This window comes from Neobacillus niacini, from assembly GCF_036961885.1.
GTDB lineage: Bacteria > Bacillota > Bacilli > Bacillales > Cytobacillaceae > Neobacillus > Neobacillus niacini_H.
In genome coordinates this window covers 1-18,811 of the sequence record NZ_JBALNQ010000067.1, presented here as the reverse complement: position 1 = coordinate 18,811, position 18,811 = coordinate 1, and the positions used below count along the sequence as shown (strand labels likewise).

Below are 18,811 nucleotides of genomic sequence, written 5' to 3'. Positions count from 1 at the left end.
GCCCCCTATGTTTGTTCTCTAATTTCCATTTTGGCAATATCTCTTAAATGGACTTTGTCAGGTCCATCTACAATTCTAAGCGTCCTAGCATTGGCGTAGTGAGCAGCAAGTGGGAAATCATCGGAAACACCAGCACCGCCAAACACCTCGATAGCACGATCAATGACACGAATAGACACCCGTGGCACCGCAACTTTAATCATCGCAATTTCTTTTCTTGCAGCCTTCGCCCCTTCTTGATCAATCTTATTTGCCGCATGCAAGGTAAGCAGTCTAGCCTGCGCGATATCTATCCGACTTTCAGCAATTTGCTCTCTGATTGTATCCTTATCAATCAGTTTTGAACGGAACGCTTCGCGGCTATTGGCTCGGTTAATCATTAATTCCAGTGCCCGTTCGGCAGCTCCGATCGCTCGCATACAATGATGAATTCTTCCTGGACCTAAGCGACCTTGAGCTATTTCGAAACCTCTTCCTTCCCCAAGTAAAATATTCGAAACCGGAACGCGTACATTATTATAGTGGACTTCCGCGTGTCCATTGGGGGCATGATCATAACCAAACACAGGCAAATTCCTTATCACTTCAACTCCTGGTGCATCAAATGGAACAAGAATCATGGATTGCTGCTTATGGCGTTCAGCATTTGGATCGGTTTTCCCCATGACGATGGCTATTTTGCAGCGTGGGTCTAAGGCCCCTGTAGACCACCATTTCTTTGCGTTAATCACATATTCATCGCCATCCCTACGAATGCTGCTTTGAATATTCGTTGCGTCCGACGAGGCAACAGCTGGTTCTGTCATTGAGAAAACCGAACGAATTTTTCCTTCTAAAAGCGGCTCAAGCCACTGCTTTTTCTGTTCTTCCGACCCGTATTTAATGAGGACCTCCATATTCCCTGTATCAGGAGCATTGCAGTTAAAAATTTCTGGTGCCAGAAGGGATCGGCCCATGATTTCACAAAGATGTGCATATTCAAAATTTGATAGTCCTTTTCCGTATTCTGTATCTGGTATGAATAAATTCCATAACCCTTGATCTTTTGCCTTTTCCTTCAATTCTTCAATTAAAGGCGGAACGATCCAGCGATTTTCCTGACGATTCAACTCTTCTTCAAATATCTTTTCGTTCGGATATATATAATTCTCCATAAACTCAATTAATTGTGTTCTTAGGTGCTGCGCTAGACTCGACAGTTCTTTAAACACCTTTTTCCCTTCTTTCAATTAAAGGATCTTCAAATTTTCCTTGAGATCATTTTTATAGAAATATCGTTCCTTATTGGTGGATAAATTTAGGACTGCGTTTCTCAAGAAAAGCTTGCACTCCCTCTCTAACATCTTCGGTTTGAAACACATCTAAAAAGTGATTCAATTCAAGGTCGAGTGCATCTTTAAACTCTAACTCCATGCCATCATTTACAGACTTTTTGATTCGACTTAAAGTTTGTAAGGAATACCCGGATATTCTCTTAGCCATCATTTGTGCAGCGTTTACTCCCTCACCTGTTGGGACTACTTTATTGATTAAGCCTATTTCCTTTCCTTCTTGTGCCGAAAGCGGATCTCCCAAAAACATCAATTCTTTTGCCTTTGCCTCGCCTACAAGCCTTGGTAAACGCTGTGTGCCGCCGCCGCCAGGAAAAAGTCCTAATTTGACTTCAGGTAATCCAATTTGCACATGTTCCTCAGCAATTCGAATATCGCATGCTAGTGCCAGTTCACATCCCCCGCCAAAGGTGATCCCGTTAAGCATTGCAATGGTAGGTTTGGCGATTTCATCAATTAGATTGTAGACTCTATGAGATTGTAAAATAACGTTCTTTAATTCCTCTTTATTCAAATGTAACCATTGGGGAAATTCTTTGATATCTGCGCCTGCCATAAACGCCCTTTGACCTGCACCTGTTAAGATAATAACAGTTACTTCCGAGTCTTCTGAAAGACTAGTAAAAACCTCTTCTAACTCTCTTACCACTTGATTGCTTAAGACATTCATAGGGGGATTATCAATCGTTACGGTAGCAACTCCATTAACGCTTTCCAATTTAACTAAATTACTCATTTTTCCTTCCTCCTTTTGTTTGGATCGATTGTTTTATTATCTTGGAGCCATTCGAATTGCTCCATCTAAACGAATGGTTTCACCATTTAACATTGTATTTTCAAAGATAGCTTGAACTAGTTGGGCATATTCAGACGGGTATCCTAATCTAGAAGGGAATGGTACTTGGTTACCTAAAGCTTCAATTACATCTTCTGGCAAGGTATGAAACAATGGGGTTTCAAAAAGACCTGGGGCAATGGTTACAACTCTGATGCCATGTGTGGCTAAATCTCGGGCAATAGGCAAGGTCATCCCAACAATTCCACCTTTTGATGCACTGTACGATGCTTGACCGACTTGCCCATCAAATGCTGCAACAGAGGCAGTATTGATGATGACACCTCGCTCTCCTTTAACATTTGGAACATTTTCTACCATTTTTTCTGCTGCTAATCGAATAACATTGAATGTTCCAATTAAATTAACATTAATAACTTTAACAAAACTTTCTAAATCATGGGCTTTACCTCTACTCACGGTTTTTTTGGGATCTCCAATCCCTGCACAGTTAACAACAGCATTAAAACCATTAAATTTTGCCTTGACTTCATTTAGTGCATTCAGCACACTTTTCTCATCCGCTACATTCGTCTGCACAAACATTACATTTGTGTCTAATTCCTCCACAAGTCTATTTCCATTTTCCACTGACAAATCTAAAATTGCTGCTTTACCGCCATTAGCCACTATGTTTCGTACTGTAGCTTCACCTAATCCAGATGCTCCCCCCGTTACAACTGCTACGCAATCTCTCATTATCATTTAATTTTCCTCCTTGGTAGGTTAATAGATTCTTTCGATAATGGTTGCATTGGCCATGCCGGCACCTTCACAGATCGCTTGAAGTCCGTACCGACCACCTGTTCTTTCTAACTCGTGCAAAAGGGTAATCATAACACGAGCTCCACTTGCCCCTAATGGATGGCCTAATGCAATGGCTCCTCCATTTACATTTAGTTTCGTTGGATCTGCTTTAATCTCTTCAAGCCAACACATAGGAACCGGTGCAAAAGCTTCATTTATCTCATAAAGATCAATATCATCTATTGTAAGACCCGCTTTTTTAAGTACATGTCTAGTTGCTTCGATCGGACCTGTTAACATTAAAGTTGGGTCTGAGCCGACGACTGAACGAGCAATCACTCGGAAACGAGGAGTAATTCCCAATTCGAGTGCTTTCTCTTTGGACATTAAAAGTAAAGCTGCTGCACCATCACTCATTTGGCTAGCATTTCCTGCATGAATCACGCCATCTTCTGTAAATGCAGGCTTAAGGAAGGCTAGTCTTTCAAGGGAAGTATCTTTTCTTGGTCCTTCGTCTTGCGTTACAATTGTTCTTGTACCATCCTCATGGGTAACCTCAAACGGCATGATTTCACGTTCAAATCGACCTTCTTCTTGGGCTTTAATCGCTTTGAGATGGCTCTCAAATGAAAATTCATCTAATTGAGTACGAGTATATCCCCATTTTTCACTTATTCGTTCTGCTGATAAGCCTTGGTGAATAATTTCATAACGAGAAGTCAATTCTTCACTCCAATCCGATTTTTGACGAGTTGCTCCCATCGGTATACGTGACATGCTTTCAACCCCGCCGGCAATCACAACATCCATATCCCCACTTGCAATGGCCTGTGCGGCAAAATGAACTGCTTGCTGGCCAGATCCACATTGACGATCGAGTGTTGTCCCAGGTACACTAATCGGAAAATCCGCCTGTAAAACGGCTGTACGTGCTATGTTAAGTGCTTGTTCTTCAACTTGAGAAACACATCCTAATATTACGTCCTCAACAATTGCTGGATTAATCCTGGTACGTTTTACTAACTCTTTTAAAACACTTGCTGCCATATCATCGGGTCGAACGGAACTTAATGCTCCTTTTCTTCTTCCCACTGGTGTCCGAACTGCTTCGACAATTACAACTTCTCTCATTCCCGCATCCCCCCGAAAATAAAATACTTATCTAAAACTAAATTCCTAGATTTTTAGATATGATTTTTTTCATGATTTCATTTGTTCCTGCAAATATGGAGGTAACAGCAATATCCCTATAGCGGCGTGCTATTTTATATTCTTCCATGTACCCATATCCTCCATGAAGCTGCATACATTTTCCTGCACAACGTTTTGCCATATCGGTGACCCACCACTTAGCCATCGATACCTCTGTAACCACATCGAGCCCTTGCATATGTTTGACTACCAAATCATCTACAAATGTTCTCCCTAACTGTATTTCCGTTGCTAGTTCCGCAATGGTAAATTGTGTGTTTTGAAACTGACTAATGGCCTTACCAAATGCTTCCCTTTGTTTTACATAGTTTATCGTTAATTCCAGCATGTCTTCTGCGGCAGTTTGAGCATTTAGAGCAGAGATGATCCTTTCCTGCTGCAGCTTCTGCATCATATAAATAAAGCCATTTCCTTCTTCACCAATTAAGTTCTCTCGCGGGACCTTGGCTGAATCAAAGAAGAGCTCTGCAGTATCTGAACTGTGGTGTCCTACTTTTTCGAGCTTTCTCCCCCTCGAAAACCCAATTGTATCCGCTTCCACCAACAATAAACTTACCCCTTTATGTGCCGGAACTGCGTGGGGATCCGTTTTACAAGCAATCAGAATAAGGTCTGCTTGAATTCCGTTTGTAATAAAAGTTTTTGCTCCATTAACAATATAGTAATCTCCCGATTTTACAGCCGTAGTCTGTATTCCTGACAAATCTGATCCTGCTCCAGGTTCAGTCATCGCTATCGCGCTAATCATTTCTCCAGTAAGGAATTGTGGTAAATATCTACTTTTTTGTGTTTCCGTTCCAAAAGAAGCAATATAGGGTGCAACAATATCGGTATGTAATGGAATCCCCATTAAGCCCGAACCAACTCTTTCTAATTCCTCCGCCAAAATAACAGAAAAACCGAAATCAGCACCTAATCCTCCGTATTGCTCGTCAATCCATGACCCTAAATAACCGTTCTGACCTAATTTCTCCCAAAAGCTTATTGGAATCAAACGATTCTTTTCCCATTCTTCATAAAAAGGAACGGCTTCTTTTTCTAAAAATTTTCGTAATGAATCTCTGAATAATAGGTGCTCTTCCGTAAAAAATGGGCGCTGTCCAACCAATGGTTCCTTTTTTGAAGTATTGATCATTCCTTTTCACCATCCTATTAACCTATTTAGATATTTAATGTCCTAATCCTTAAAATGAAACTAAAATACCATTTCTATTTAACTCTAATAACGAACTGAAAAATCTTTAATAATTGTCTGTTTAGATTCCTCAATATGATTTTCCATTAAATTCATAGCCAATTCGGAATTCATATCCAGCATGGCTCCTAGAATGCTCCGATGATGTTCCATGCCTTGAGCAGCACTTTCCTTAAGTTTTTCAACAATAAGGAATCCGAACCAGCTTATTTGTGCATTTAAGGTATCTAATATTTTGATAATTTGTGAGTTATTTGAATACTTTACAATGGTTTGATGAAAGTCAAAATCTGCTTCTAAAAATTCTTGAATATTTCCACTCTCAATAAACTTGCTTTCGATATCCCAAGTTAAATCCATCATTTTTTCTAATAAATTCCTTGGAATTCTATTTATTGATAAAGCTATTGATTTTCTCTCAAGCGCTTGTCTAATATCAAAAACTTCTATTACGTCTTGAACGCTCGGCTCCCTCACGAACGTTCCAGACCGTGATCTAACTTCTACAAGTCCTTCTTGATAAAGACGATTAAATGCATCTCGTAAAGGAGTTTTACTTATACCCAACTCCTTGGTCAAATCATCATAATTGATTCTGCTCCCAGGTTTCATTTGATTTGTTATAATTTGTGTTCGCAAATACCAGTAAATTTGTTCATTAATATTTCGAAGATCAGGTTTGGGTGATTTAATAGGAATCACTCCTCTAAATATTTCGGATTTTCAAATTGTTTAATTTGGATAGGATATTCATCCCTCTTTATCAAATATATTGAATCTGATAAAGAGGGAGGTTAACCTACATCATTCTAATTGTCAGTCTCTCAATTTCGTCCATATCCACTTCATAGCCAAGCCCCGGCTTTGTTGGAGCATGTACATACCCATTCTCATCAAGCTCTAATACATCTTTCATACCCTTTTCAAATGTTTCTAAAGGAACAGGCAGTTCCACATAATCACAGTGGAGCATAGACAACATTACATGGAAATGAGCAGCTTGGATTAACGTCGGACCAAAGCTGTGGGGTTCAAACTTTACATTATATGCTTCGCTTAGTGCGGCTATTTTTCTCATGCCTGAAATGCCACCTGTCCAGTCTCCAACTGTACGTATTGCATCAACGGCATTAGCTCGCAGATATTTTGTTGACGCACGCAAACCTTGAAAATTCCACTCCCCTGCAGCAATCGGAGTATCCAATTTGCTTTTTAGATGCACCAGTCCCTCAATATCTGAATCCAGAATTGGCGCTTCAAACCAAGTAAAGTTTAATTCATCCAATGCCCTACCAACCTTTAGTGCATCCTGCTTTTCATAACCTGCAACCGGGTCGAGCATTAGTTCCAGTTCTGGTCCAACTGCTTCTCGGACCATTCTACATACTTTGATATCCTTGTCTGCATCACCATATGCATGGAGCTTAAAGGCTTTAAATCCTCTCTCTTTACATTCTAGTGCTATATCTACATATTCCTGATCAGTCGGATAAGTATGGGTACTGGCATATGCACACATTTTATTTCTTGCGGCTCCCAGCAATTTATAGATTGGCACCTTATGCTTTTTACCAATTAAATCCCATAAACAAATATCTAACGCACTTATTGAAGGGTTTGGTATTTCAAGATTAGCTTTAATAAGATCCTGAGTAATCGCCTCTACAAAATGGGGATCCTTTCCGATTAATTTCGCTTTATATTCAAGGAGCTTGTTTTCAAATTCTGCACTACCCATCAGCCAAGTGATACAATGACCTTCATGTCCTTCGTCTGTCAAGACCCTGATAAAAACATGCTCCCACAATTGTGGAGGGGCAGCATCCCAGAAATGTATAGGTCCGGTTGGTTCAATTACGTGTGCGATTATATCTATAATTTTCATTAAAAGATTACCTCTTTTTCTCTAATAGATTTACTATAGATTGCGGTCTTTTCTCTTCATTTGGAAAAGTATGAATTTTCAATCTCTAAAATCATTTAGTTTTTTACTAAAACTTTCTAATGGTTAATCTCTCAATTTCCTCCATATCCACTTCATAGCCCAATCCAGGCTTTGTTGGTGCATGTACATAACCATTTGCATCAGGCTTTAGCACATCCTTCATACCTTTATCAAATAGACCAAGAGGCACAGGAAGTTCAACATAATCACAGTTAAGTATGGACAACATAACATGGAAATGCGCTGCTTGAACCAAAGGTGGCCCAAAGCTATGTGGCTCAAATTTAACATTAAAGGCTTCACATACTGCAGCGATTTTTCTCATTGCCGAAATGCCACCTTCCCGATCTCCAATCGAACGAATTTGATCAAGTGCCCCCGCTTCTAGATAACGAGTTGTAGTACGAAGACCTTGAATATCACTTTCCGCTCCTGCAATCGGTGTCTTCAATTTATTTCTTAATTGAACGAGTCCATGAATATCAGTATCTAGAATCGGAGCCTCAAACCAAGTAAAGTTAAGCTCATCCAACACCCTACCAACCTTAAGGGCACCCTGTCTATCATATGCATTAACTGGGTCGAGCATCAGTTCCATTTCAGGACCGACTGCTTCACGTACACTCCGACAAAGTCTGATATCTTTCTCAGGTATTCCATAAGGATGGAGTTTAAAAGCCTTAAATCCTAGCTCTTTACAAGTTAATGCTAAATCAATATATTCTTGATCTGTTTCATAATTATGGGTACTTGCATAAGCACGGACATTATCTCTAGCTGCACCTAGTAATCTATAAATAGGTTCACCATGCTTCTTACCAATTAAATCCCATAAACAAATATCAATTGCACTAATCACAGAACTTGGAGTGTGTATATTAAACTCTTGAAGATGCTGATTAATTTGCTCCACAAAATAAGGCTCTTTTCCAACCAACAGAGATTTAAGGCTAGGAAGCTGTGTTTCAAATTCCCCAATATTCATAAGCCATGTAATAAAATGACCTTCATGACCTTCGTCAGTTAAAACTCTTACGAACACGTGACTAAACATGGTAGCTGGCCAACCATCATGGAATTTAAATGGTCCTGACGGCTCAAGTTCATGGGCGATGATATCGGTAATTTTCATTATATTTTTCCCCGCTTTCGTATACCTTATTTTAATATTATTCCATTTAATTAATAGAAAACTATATTCTTAAAATTCAATTACAGCGTTCTAATGGTTAACTTTTGAATTTCTTCCATATCAACTTCATAGCCAAGTCCTGGCTTTGTTGGTGCATGAACATATCCTTCCGAATCAAGTTCCAGTACATCTTTCATACCCTTATCAAATAATCCGAGAGGAACTGGAATTTCAACATAATCACAGTGAACCATAGACAGCATAATATGGAAGTGGGCTGCCTGAACCAAAGGAGGACCGAAACTATGAGGTTCAAACTTAACATTATATGCTTCACTAAGTGCGGCAAATTTTCTCATGGCAGTGATTCCACCAATAAAATCCCCAACTGCACGGATTGAATCAAGGGCATTTGCCTGTAAAGCTTTAACGGCAACGCGCAATCCTAGATAGTTTCCTTCCCCTGCCGCAATTGGCGTATCTATTTTACTCTTTAATTGAACCAATCCAGGAATATCTGTATCGAGAATCGGTGCCTCATACCAAGTAAAGTTAAGTTCATCCATTACCCTTCCAACCTTAAGTGCTCCCTGTCTGTCATATGCATTAACTGGGTCAAGCATTAGTTCCATTTCAGGCCCTACTGCTTCACGAACCTTTCTGCAAAGTCTAATATCATCATCAGGGGTTCCATAAGGATGCAGTTTAAAAGCTTTGAAACCTTGGCTCTTGCACTCAAGAGCAAGATCAATATACTCTTGATCAGAGTTATAGGAATGCGTACTTGCATAGGCCTTCATTTTATCTCGTGCTGCACCGAGCAATTTATAAATAGGTACACCATGTTTTTTACCAATTATATCCCATAAACACATATCAATATAACTCGCAACAGCATCTGGCCATTCTAAATTACTAGTCAACTGCTGGTTAATGCTTTCTACAAAATGAGGATCTTTTCCAATTAGGAATGACCTTAAATCAGCTAACCTATTTTCAAACTCTCCTATGTCTGCAAGCCAGGTAACTACATGACCTTCATGTCCTTCGTCTGTGAAAACTCTAATAAAAATGTGGGGAGTATCAGCCCAAGCCGTATGTGAACCTACATGCCAAAGCACCGATGTCGGTTCTAGTACATGAGCTTTAATATCTGTTATTTTCATAACGATCCCTCTCTCTCCTAATATAATTATATAAATTTATTTGACGGAACATTGTTTCAAAGAGTTTTTAACTCCTTACGTCGCGTTACTATGGGTGTTTTGAATCATTAATGACACGTTCAAATTATTTGCCATATCGGTCACAAGCCTCTTATCCTTAAGAAATAATTCATTTTCCAATAATGAGAATACACGTTCCATGTTATCCTCTTTTTCTAGTACCCAATCCAAAGCTTTCGAATAGCCTGTGCTGCGCCTTATGATGTCAAATAACAATTGGAGATTTATTCCTGCATTTTTTCCCAACCTATAGGCTTCTGACAGTGCCGTAAAGTTCGCAATAAATAACATATTATTGATGAGCTTATACGTACTAGCGCTTCCAATGGGACCAACATACAACAGGTTTTCTCCATTTACTTTTAGAAGGTTAAAACAATCCCTAAATACCATTTTCTTGCCACCACACATAATCGTTAACATCCCTTGTGTGGCACCTATAGAACCCCCACTTATAGGGGCTTCTATGAACTCACCTCCTCTAGCAGTTATTTGATCACTTATGCGTTTACTAAGTTCTGGATTGATAGTAGAATGTTCAATCACAATTTTCCCTTCACTTATTCCTTCAATAATCCCATTACTACCTTCATAAACTTGGATAATCGTATGAGGAACCGGTAAACACGTGCAAAGTATATCGACGGTTTCAATTAATTCTTTTGGTGAAGAAACTTCAATCGCACCATATGAAATTGCTTCTTCGATGGGTGGACGACTACGACTTAAAACATAAGTATCATATCCAGCTTTCAAAATATTCTTTGTCATTGGCAAACCCATAGCTCCTAATCCTAAGAAACCAATCTTTTTCACTTCTTCACCTCCTTTCATATCTAAAACAACACTAAAGAATTCTTAATTTTTATAAGTGTTTTTAGTTATTTGAGATTTATTTATTCACGATGTAACAGAACCTAATATTGTTAATTTTCTGAATAAACCTATCATTCTATCCCATCTTTTCCGGTAAAAATAGTGCGATTTCTGGGAACATGACTAGTAAGACGATTAATACTAGAATAGGTATAATGAAAAGGAATGCACCCTTAAATATTTGTTCCAGTTTTAGTTCAGGTACAACCCCATTTAAGACAAAACAATTTATGCCTACCGGTGGGGTAATTAAAGCCATTTCAACCACCAAAACAATCACAACCCCGAACCAAATAAGATCAAAACCTAATGATTGAATGACCGGAAGCACTATTGGAATTGTGACAACAATCATAGCAAATGATTCCATGACCATGCCTAACAGGATATACATTAGAATAATACATGCAAAAATAGCCATCGGTGGGAGGGTTGTATTTGTAAGAAATTGCTCTAACAGCAATGGTACACGGGTAATCGATAATAGGTAATTGAGCAGAAATGCACCAATAACGATAGAGAAAATAAATCCCGTCGTTTTAAGGGTTTCAGCAAGGGCCTCTCCCATTTTTTTCAGCGTTAATTTTCTCTTCAATAATGCAATCAGAAATGCACCGAAAGCTCCTGCACCAGATGCCTCTGTTGGCGTAAATATCCCTGCATACATTCCTCCAATGACAATGATAAAGAGGAATAAGATCCAAAAGGTATGCCGAAGACTAAGAATTTTCTCCTTCCAACTATACGATTCACCTTTTGGTGCTAAATCTTTGTTTATTGTGGTTACTATGGCAATGGTCAACATAAATAAGATGACTAGGACAATTCCTGGAAGAATTCCTGCTATCAATAGATGCCCAATCGACTGTTCTGTCAGCATTCCATAGATAATGAACATCGTACTTGGAGGAATTAAAATCCCAAGTGTTCCCCCTGCAGCGATTGCCCCGCCAGATAACGGTTTATTATAACCATTTCTTAACATTTCCTTTGCAGCAATTACTCCGATTGTGCCTGTTGTTGCTAAACTAGAACCGGAGGCTGCAGCAAAAATACCTGAGGCGCCAATCGTTGCTAAAGCCATACCGCCTCTTATTCTACCAATTATTTTTCTAAACATCGTAAATAAATCTTCGCTGATTCCCGAATAAAAGATCAGCTGTCCCATCAAAATAAACATTGGGATCGTTATTAAGTTATAGTTATTACTTTGAGACCAAATGATACTTTCAATTGCCCCGAATAATGCGTCCTCACCTCTTAATAGGTAAATGGCGATTATGGATGGGACAGCCATAGAAATGGCGATTGGTATCCTCAAGAACATTAGAATAAACATGATTATTATTACTAGAAGACCTACAAATTCTATTGACAATTATTCCACCTCCCCGACAACTTGCTCCTGACTTACTTGTTCCTGAATGACTTCCTTTGAATTGATGATCTTTTTTATGTCTTCCATTAATTTAAGAACACTTTCTAATGCCCATATGGCAAATGAAATAAAGATAATAACCATTAAAGGAGACAACGGGATATTAAGCAGTTCAGAGAACTCAGGATTTTCGATCAAAAGTATCATGGAGGTTTGATAAAAAACTACAGCGATGATTATCGCAACAAAAAATGTTAAAATCGATGAAAGTATATCCAAAAATAGTTGGAATTTTTGTGGTAAACGATCAACGATAAGACCAATTTTTATATGAGCATCTGATACTTGTGTAAAGGGTAGAGCAAAAAAAATCAAAACGACCATTAGTAAGGAAGAAATTTCTACATCCCCCAATATTGGGCTGCCAAAGGTTCTATAAATAGAAGCAAGTGTTAAAAATAACACCATAATGGATAATGAGGTGTAACCTAAATACTTAGAAAGGGTAGTAAAAAAACGAATACTGTTAAAAACTTTTATCATATCTATACCTGCCCCCTTATTGACCTACGGATTACAATCTATGTTTTTATGTAACCCCATTGATTTGCAAGCTTTCCTTATTAGCTCCTGAGCGATTATGATTCCACTTACTTAATCAATGGGGTTATAAATAAATAGATTCTTAGCTTGTAAACTTAATATCTAGTTAAAATGGAAGTTTTACTCCTTCTTCTTCCAAAATTTGTTTAAAGTCAGCCATTAATTGTTCCCCATCAAAACCTTTGGAATTTGCCTCTTCCACCCATGCATCCCATATTTTCTCTGCAGGCGCCATAAATTTTTGTTCTTCTTCAGGAGAAAGCAAGATTACCTTGCCTTTCCCTTCTATTTCCTTCTCCATGGTAGCTAAAGCAGACTCTTCTTCATTTATAAAACTTTCTTTAAAGGCATTCGGCATAAACCCATATAAATCGTTTTCAAGAACTCCTTTTACATCATCAGGCAAACCATCATATACTGAAGTATTTGCAACTAAAAGAATGGGTACATTGGTAAGACCGATTTTCACTAGGTATGGAGCGACTTCATGGAATTTAAAGCCTTTTCCTCCTACGAGTGAAAAGATTGTTGCATCAATCGTTCCACGTTCTAATGATTGGTATACCTCAGTAGCATCCATCGAAACAGGAGTTGCACCCCAAGCAGTGATTAAATTGGATAGTGCATCACCGCCAAGGAAGGATACTTTCATTCCTTTGAGATCTTCTACTTTTTCAATGGGTTTTGCACTAAATAAGATATATGGATCGGTACCGGTAAATGGTCCTAAAGGAGTAACCTTGTTAAAGTTCTTGGGGTAATGTTTTTCATGAAATTTCTTTAGTGCATTTGAGGCTGTTGCTGTATCTGGAAACGCAAACGGTAAAGTTCCGATTGAAAATGGAAAGAGCGGAGTGTCGAGTTCGTGATTGATTGTAAGTAGACCGACATCATAAACTCCACTGCTTACATCATCCAAAGCAGTATCCGGTCCTCCTAATTGTGCACCAGGAAAAACTTCAACTGCTACTTTTCCATTTGTTTTTTCTTCAACTTCAGCCTCCCATGGTAAATAAACATTTTTATGGGCATGGTGCACAGTTGGATGCGGTGAACCTAGCATAAGTTCAATTTTATCTTTTGAAGACGATGAATCACCTGTACTAGATTTTTCATTGTTACCACAAGCAGAAACAAATAGAACAACCAAAATAGCAATAACGATTAATTGAACTCTAATCTTCATAATTAACCTCCAATATTGATATTGTTATAACCATGCACATACATCCCTGTGCTAATAAATCAACTATTCTGCTATTCTTTGATTCATCTTTAACAAGATAATAGTTTTACCAGACCTTCATTAATACGCGCTTCATTTGGTAGCCAATCGTCTTCCATTGTTTGAACAGGATAAGGTGTGTCATACCCGGTTACTCTTACAATAGGGGCTGCTAAGGAATAAAAACATTCTTCATTTATTCGTGCGATAATTTCTGCTCCTACTCCACCTGTTTTGACTGCTTCATGGACAATCATTAATCGTCCTGTTTTCTCGACAGATTCTTTTATTGTTTTTATATCCAATGGACTAATCGTTCTTAGATCGATCAGCTCTATGTGAATGCCTTTTGTTTTATATTCCTCTACGATTTTTTTAACCATAGGAACTGACCCACCATAAGTCACGATCGTTGCATTTTCTCCTTCTATTAAGACAGCTGCTTTTCCAATCGGGACACTATATGCTTCTTCAGGAACCTCCTCTCTATAAGAGCGATATAGTTTCAGAGATTCTAAAAATAAAACAGGATTATCATCACGGATAGCCGAGATTAGAAGTCCTTTTGCATCAAATGGGTTTGATGGGATCACAACCTTTAATCCAGGAGTATGCAAAAAAAGCGCTTCCAAACTATCTGAATGTAGTTCAGGTGCCCGTACATTTCCTCCAAAAGGGGCCCGAATGACAATTGGGACGGTAAATCTCCCACCTGATCGATATCTCATCCTAGCAGCCTGACCACAAACTTGATCCATAGTTTGATAGATAAAACCAAAGAATTGTATTTCTGCTACTGGCCTCATTCCATTCATAGCCAAACCAACGGCAGAGCCTATTATTCCAGATTCAGCCAAAGGAGTATCAAAAACTCGATTCTCCCCAAATTTCTCATAAAGTCCCTCTGTAGCTCGAAATACCCCGCCATTGACTCCAATATCTTCCCCTAGAAGAATAACCCTTTCATTCTGTTCCATTTCTTGTGACATGGCTTGGCGGATAGCTTCCACCATCGTTAATTTAGCCATCAAACGTCACCTCCCTTCTGATTTAATTCGCCTTTTGAGCTCTTCTTTTTGAATGAGTAAATCCTCATCGGGTTTGTCATAGGCAAAATCAAAAGATTCATAAGCTGGTGCAGGTTTTACAGTTTCAAATTCTGCTAGAGCCGTTTCTATTTCATCCTCTACCATCGATACAATTGCAGCTTTCCTTTCACTTGAAAACAAACCCTGTTGTTTGAGGAAACTTTCAAATCGAATAAGCGGATCTTTTTTATTCGCCCACAACTCAACCTCATCCTTGCTTCGATACCTGGTCCAATCATCCGCAGTCGTATGGGAACCCAAACGATAGGTTACTGCCTCTATTAATGTTGGACCGTTTCCACTTCTTGCACGTTCCATTGCTTCTGTTGCTACTTGATAGCAAGCTAATACATCATTTCCATCCACACGTACACCCTTCATTCCATAAGCTGTGGCTTTTTGGGCAATGGTTTCACTTCCCATTTGTTTTTCAATTGGAACACTGATTGCCCATTGGTTGTTTTGACAAAAGAAAACGACTGGAAGCTTATAAACAGACGCAAAATTCAAGCCTTCATGGAAATCTCCCTGAGAAGTTGCTCCATCACCAAAATAGCAAGTTGAGACGCTATCCTCACCTTTCAACTTTGAAGCCCAGGCGCATCCCACTGCCTGAGGAATTTGACCTGCAATGATGTGTTGAATGGGAAACATATTGACGTTCTTCGGTGGCCTTGTTCCTCCAAAATGGCCTCTAAAATACATTAGGAAGTTATTAAGCGGGACTCCATGAATTAAAGAAACGACCGTTTCTCTATAACTTGGTATGATCCAATCTTGTTTTTTAATTGCTAATGCGCTCCCGACCTGTGCAGCCTCCTGCCCGGCAAAAGAACCATATGTTCCGATTCGTCCTTGTCTCTGTAGATTAATAAATTTCTTGTCAAAAACTCTTCCCTTAAGTATCCATTCGTACATTGTTAATAGGAGTTCATTATCAATGTTTAATTTTAAAAAAAGGTCTTTATCTACCTCTCCATCCTCATTAAGAATTTGAACCATATCAGGCTTAACCTCATATGTTTTGGGCATAGTTTTTACCCCTTCCTCTAATTTCATATGATATGGATAGCCTTCTTTAGCAACGCTTCCGAGGCTTCTAATAATCCCTCCGTCAAAGTTGGATGTGGATGAATGGTAAAACAAATATCATCCACCTTTGCTCCCATTTCAATTGCCAGCGTGGCTTCACCAATGAGGTTGGACACTTGGTATCCTACCATCTGCACCCCCAGTACCCGATCGTCCTGATCGGCCAAAACTTTTACAAAGCCTTCTGTTTCATCGGCACTTAGGGCCCTGCCATTAACTAAAAATGGAAATTTACCGATTTTGATTTCATAGCCATGATCTTTCGCTTGTTGTTCAGTTAAACCAACTGAAGCAATTTCCGGATCAGAAAAAATAACTGTGGGCATCGCAATATTATCGATAACAGTGTTCATTCCTGAGATAGCCTCCGCTGCAATCTTCCCTTCATAGGACGCTTTGTGTGCTAATGCGGGTCCCTTTACAACATCGCCAATTGCATAAATAAAAGGAATACTAGTTCTGCATTGCCAATCTGTTTCAATCAACCCGCTTTCATTCAATTTAACTCCGATTTGTTCTAAACCTATATCTTTCGTATTCGGAAATCGGCCGGCAGTCACAAGGCAGTATTCTGCCTCTAGTACATGTTCTTCACCATTAAACTGAACGTTAAGTTGAACACTGCCTTCCATCACTTTACTCTGTTTTACTAAGGCATTTGTATGAATATCAACCCCAAGCTTTTTCAGATTTCTTTTAACGACTTGTACTAGTTGCTCATCCGTGCCGGCTAAAATGTTCTTTGATGCTTCAAGGATGGTAATTTTGGAGCCCAGCTTGGCATATGCGGTACCTAATTCAATTCCGATATAACCTCCGCCTACTATAATCATTTGTTTGGGAACTTCCTGAAGTTCCAACGCTTCGGAAGATGACAATATCCGACCGCCAAAAGGAAGCTCAGGAAGTTCTTTCGTGGATGATCCCGTTGCAATGATACAATTTTGAAAATGATATCGCTGGGAGCCATGTTCTGTTAAAATCCGAACCTCTTGATGATCTGTAAAAACCGCTTCGCCGAAAATGGTTTTAATATTGTTTTTCGTGCACAATGTTTTAACTCCATTGGAAAGTTTTGACACTACATGATCACGTTTCCAATTTTGAAATTTCTGAAAATTTAACTTTACACTATTGACTTCTATTCCTCTATCAGCTAGCCTCGATAACTTATAAAACTGCTCTGCTTCAGTAATTAACGCTTTGGAAGGAATACAACCCTCATTTAAACAAACTCCGCCCAGTGCTTTTTTCTCTACTAAGGTTACTTCCTTGCCTAGTTGGGCTGCACGAATAGCTGCTGTATACCCGCCCGGTCCTCCGCCGATTACCAGAACTTCTGTCTCGTACAAAAAATCACCGACAACCATTTACCTAACCTCCAACATCATTGATTCGGGATTCTCTAAAATGTAAGTCAGAGTAGTTAAAAATTGCCCAGTTTCCTGTCCATCCATGATTCTGTGATCAAATGATAAAGCATAACCCAACATGCTCCGAATCACTATTTCATCTTCTATTACTACTGGTTTTCTTTTAATTTCATAGATACCCAATATAGCTGCTTCCGGGAAGTTTATGATCGGTGTAGCATATACGGCTCCACCATTTTTACCCGTGCTACTAATTGTGAAAGTGCCGCCTTGCAAATCTGCTAATTCAAGCTTCCGCTGGCGAGCCTTATCCGTCAATTCCTCTAATTCCAAAGCTATTTCCAAAATTGACTTCTTGTCGGCATTTTTGATAACTGGAACTACCAGACCATCTTTTGTAGAAGTAGCAATTCCGATATGATAATATTTTTTGAGAATGATTTTACCCCGTTTTTCGTCAAGGGAGCTATTTAGATACGGGTTTTCAATTAAACTCTTTGTCACGGCTTTTATGATAAATGGTAGATATGTAAGCCTACAGCCATGTTTCTCAGCAAAAGGAATCAGATTTTTTCTCAAATCCACCAATTTTGTTACATCCACTTCCCCCATTCCTGTTGCATGTGGAATGGTATTAACCGACTGAACCATTTTTTCACTTATTTTCCTTCTAAGTCCCACGAATGGAATTTCCTCTTCTTGGTTCTTTGTTTCAATTTCTTCTTTTCTAGCATGATTGGATATTTTTGTTTCTTGCGGGGGCTTAATTGGTTGGCTGAACCCTCTAACATCTGCTTCTATTATCCTGCCTCCAGGTCCAGTACCGATTACCTCATCAAGGTTGATACCAAGATCACGTGCTAACATACGGACAGTAGGAGCAGCTTTCGGTCTTATTTTTGTTGGTGTAGCAGAAGAGTAAACGCTTTCAAAATTAGATTGATTGGTTGCCATTTTAGTAGTTTGGCCGCCGTCTATGGATGGTATCTGTTCATTATCTTTTCTTCCCTGCTCTTCAAATGTTACTAATATATCACCTACATGAATGATCGTTCCTTCTTCCCCGGCAAGTGATAATACTTTTCCAGTAACAGGTGAAGTTACTTCTACTACTGATTTATCAGTTTGAACCTCAACAACCGGTTCATCCGTTTTTACATGTTGTCCAGGATGAACAAGCCAGCGAATTATTTCCGCCTCATGCAACCCTTCTCCAAGGTCTGGAAAATGAAACTGAAAACTCATTCAAAATCACCACCTTAACGATTTATTAGTTGTAATCTTGCTAAATTATAAATTTTTTTCATTTACACCTGATTTGATGTCAAAAATGAAATATCTGATATATCAGTTTGATTATAAAAAAAATATCTAGCGCTTGGTTTGGTAACAAAAGAATTTCAAAAAGTTAACTTCCCAATCATTAATGATTACCATATCTTTTTCTAGCATAAATATATTTTCTTGTATTTCCTTTTATTCATAATTTTATGAATATCCCTTACAATAAATTAACTGAAACTGTATTGGACTGCAATTTGAACGTTTATAGC

The 18,811-nt window shown here is 38.8% G+C and carries 17 protein-coding genes; all 17 read right to left on the bottom strand.

What is annotated here, in order from left to right:
* Positions 1 to 5 precede the first annotated feature (5 nt).
* The 17 genes from V7124_RS23115 to V7124_RS23035 all read right to left on the bottom strand — a co-directional run bounded on the left by V7124_RS23115 (position 6) and on the right by V7124_RS23035 (position 18,503).
* Complete coding sequence (locus tag V7124_RS23115; RefSeq protein WP_335493927.1) at positions 6 to 1,211, bottom strand: acyl-CoA dehydrogenase family protein; 1,206 nt, start codon at positions 1,209 to 1,211, stop codon at positions 6 to 8.
* Between the two features lie 70 nt (positions 1,212 to 1,281).
* Complete coding sequence (locus V7124_RS23110) at positions 1,282 to 2,067, bottom strand: enoyl-CoA hydratase (protein ID WP_335493849.1); 786 nt, start codon at positions 2,065 to 2,067, stop codon at positions 1,282 to 1,284.
* A 36-nt stretch (positions 2,068 to 2,103) separates the two neighbouring features.
* On the bottom strand, positions 2,104 to 2,871 hold the full coding sequence (locus V7124_RS23105; protein ID WP_335493847.1) for a 3-hydroxyacyl-CoA dehydrogenase: 768 nt from the start codon (positions 2,869 to 2,871) through the stop codon (positions 2,104 to 2,106).
* Positions 2,872 to 2,892: 21 nt separating this feature from the next.
* Positions 2,893 to 4,044 carry a thiolase family protein gene (locus V7124_RS23100; RefSeq protein ID WP_335493845.1) on the bottom strand — a complete coding sequence of 384 codons (1,152 nt, stop codon included), beginning with the start codon at positions 4,042 to 4,044 and terminating at the stop codon, positions 2,893 to 2,895.
* Between the two features lie 37 nt (positions 4,045 to 4,081).
* Positions 4,082 to 5,260 (bottom strand): acyl-CoA dehydrogenase family protein, encoded by a 1,179-nt coding sequence (locus V7124_RS23095; RefSeq protein ID WP_335493843.1) that lies wholly within the window; start codon positions 5,258 to 5,260, stop codon positions 4,082 to 4,084.
* Between the two features lie 84 nt (positions 5,261 to 5,344).
* The gene (locus tag V7124_RS23090) at positions 5,345 to 6,022 is read right to left on the bottom strand and encodes a GntR family transcriptional regulator (protein ID WP_335493841.1); all 678 of its coding nucleotides are present in this window, start codon (positions 6,020 to 6,022) and stop codon (positions 5,345 to 5,347) included.
* Positions 6,023 to 6,119: 97 nt separating this feature from the next.
* Positions 6,120 to 7,205, bottom strand: a complete 1,086-nt coding sequence (locus V7124_RS23085; RefSeq protein ID WP_335493839.1) for a mandelate racemase/muconate lactonizing enzyme family protein — start codon at positions 7,203 to 7,205, stop codon at positions 6,120 to 6,122.
* Between the two features lie 106 nt (positions 7,206 to 7,311).
* Positions 7,312 to 8,397: a mandelate racemase/muconate lactonizing enzyme family protein gene (locus tag V7124_RS23080; protein WP_335493837.1), complete on the bottom strand. Its 1,086-nt coding sequence runs from the start codon at positions 8,395 to 8,397 to the stop codon at positions 7,312 to 7,314.
* A gap of 80 nt (positions 8,398 to 8,477) precedes the next feature.
* A complete protein-coding gene (locus V7124_RS23075; RefSeq protein ID WP_335493834.1) occupies positions 8,478 to 9,563 on the bottom strand; it encodes a mandelate racemase/muconate lactonizing enzyme family protein in 1,086 nt (361 codons plus the stop codon).
* Between the two features lie 75 nt (positions 9,564 to 9,638).
* A complete protein-coding gene (locus V7124_RS23070; RefSeq protein ID WP_335493832.1) occupies positions 9,639 to 10,439 on the bottom strand; it encodes an NAD(P)-dependent oxidoreductase in 801 nt (266 codons plus the stop codon).
* Between the two features lie 136 nt (positions 10,440 to 10,575).
* Positions 10,576 to 11,877 (bottom strand): TRAP transporter large permease, encoded by a 1,302-nt coding sequence (locus V7124_RS23065; RefSeq protein WP_335493830.1) that lies wholly within the window; start codon positions 11,875 to 11,877, stop codon positions 10,576 to 10,578.
* Positions 11,878 to 12,420, bottom strand: coding sequence for a TRAP transporter small permease (locus tag V7124_RS23060; RefSeq protein ID WP_335493828.1), 543 nt, complete (start codon positions 12,418 to 12,420; stop codon positions 11,878 to 11,880).
* A 166-nt stretch (positions 12,421 to 12,586) separates the two neighbouring features.
* The gene (gene dctP / locus V7124_RS23055) at positions 12,587 to 13,666 is read right to left on the bottom strand and encodes a TRAP transporter substrate-binding protein DctP (RefSeq protein WP_335493826.1); all 1,080 of its coding nucleotides are present in this window, start codon (positions 13,664 to 13,666) and stop codon (positions 12,587 to 12,589) included.
* Positions 13,667 to 13,755: 89 nt separating this feature from the next.
* On the bottom strand, positions 13,756 to 14,733 hold the full coding sequence (locus V7124_RS23050; RefSeq protein WP_335493824.1) for an alpha-ketoacid dehydrogenase subunit beta: 978 nt from the start codon (positions 14,731 to 14,733) through the stop codon (positions 13,756 to 13,758).
* 6 nt (positions 14,734 to 14,739) lie between these two features.
* Positions 14,740 to 15,825 (bottom strand): pyruvate dehydrogenase (acetyl-transferring) E1 component subunit alpha, encoded by a 1,086-nt coding sequence (pdhA, locus tag V7124_RS23045; protein ID WP_335493822.1) that lies wholly within the window; start codon positions 15,823 to 15,825, stop codon positions 14,740 to 14,742.
* Positions 15,826 to 15,848: 23 nt separating this feature from the next.
* Positions 15,849 to 17,255 (bottom strand): dihydrolipoyl dehydrogenase, encoded by a 1,407-nt coding sequence (gene lpdA, locus V7124_RS23040; RefSeq protein ID WP_335493820.1) that lies wholly within the window; start codon positions 17,253 to 17,255, stop codon positions 15,849 to 15,851.
* A complete protein-coding gene (locus tag V7124_RS23035; RefSeq protein WP_335493817.1) occupies positions 17,256 to 18,503 on the bottom strand; it encodes a dihydrolipoamide acetyltransferase family protein in 1,248 nt (415 codons plus the stop codon).
* Positions 18,504 to 18,811 lie beyond the last annotated feature (308 nt).

Excerpts from the sequence above, each read along its gene's own strand:
- V7124_RS23095 (WP_335493843.1), bottom strand. The coding sequence starts at position 5,260 with ATGATCAATACTTCAAAAAAGGAACCATTGGTTGGACAGCGCCCATTT.
- dctP (WP_335493826.1), bottom strand. The coding sequence starts at position 13,666 with ATGAAGATTAGAGTTCAATTAATCGTTATTGCTATTTTGGTTGTTCTA.
- V7124_RS23035 (WP_335493817.1), bottom strand. The coding sequence starts at position 18,503 with ATGAGTTTTCAGTTTCATTTTCCAGACCTTGGAGAAGGGTTGCATGAG.
- V7124_RS23110 (WP_335493849.1), bottom strand. The coding sequence starts at position 2,067 with ATGAGTAATTTAGTTAAATTGGAAAGCGTTAATGGAGTTGCTACCGTA.
- V7124_RS23060 (WP_335493828.1), bottom strand. The coding sequence starts at position 12,420 with ATGATAAAAGTTTTTAACAGTATTCGTTTTTTTACTACCCTTTCTAAG.
- V7124_RS23085 (WP_335493839.1), bottom strand. The coding sequence starts at position 7,205 with ATGAAAATTATAGATATAATCGCACACGTAATTGAACCAACCGGACCT.
- V7124_RS23105 (WP_335493847.1), bottom strand. The coding sequence starts at position 2,871 with ATGATAATGAGAGATTGCGTAGCAGTTGTAACGGGGGGAGCATCTGGA.
- V7124_RS23075 (WP_335493834.1), bottom strand. The coding sequence starts at position 9,563 with ATGAAAATAACAGATATTAAAGCTCATGTACTAGAACCGACATCGGTG.
- V7124_RS23050 (WP_335493824.1), bottom strand. The coding sequence starts at position 14,733 with ATGGCTAAATTAACGATGGTGGAAGCTATCCGCCAAGCCATGTCACAA.
- lpdA (WP_335493820.1), bottom strand. The coding sequence starts at position 17,255 with ATGGTTGTCGGTGATTTTTTGTACGAGACAGAAGTTCTGGTAATCGGC.
- pdhA (WP_335493822.1), bottom strand. The coding sequence starts at position 15,825 with ATGCCCAAAACATATGAGGTTAAGCCTGATATGGTTCAAATTCTTAAT.
- V7124_RS23100 (WP_335493845.1), bottom strand. The coding sequence starts at position 4,044 with ATGAGAGAAGTTGTAATTGTCGAAGCAGTTCGGACACCAGTGGGAAGA.
- V7124_RS23080 (WP_335493837.1), bottom strand. The coding sequence starts at position 8,397 with ATGAAAATTACCGATATCATCGCCCATGAACTTGAGCCGTCAGGACCA.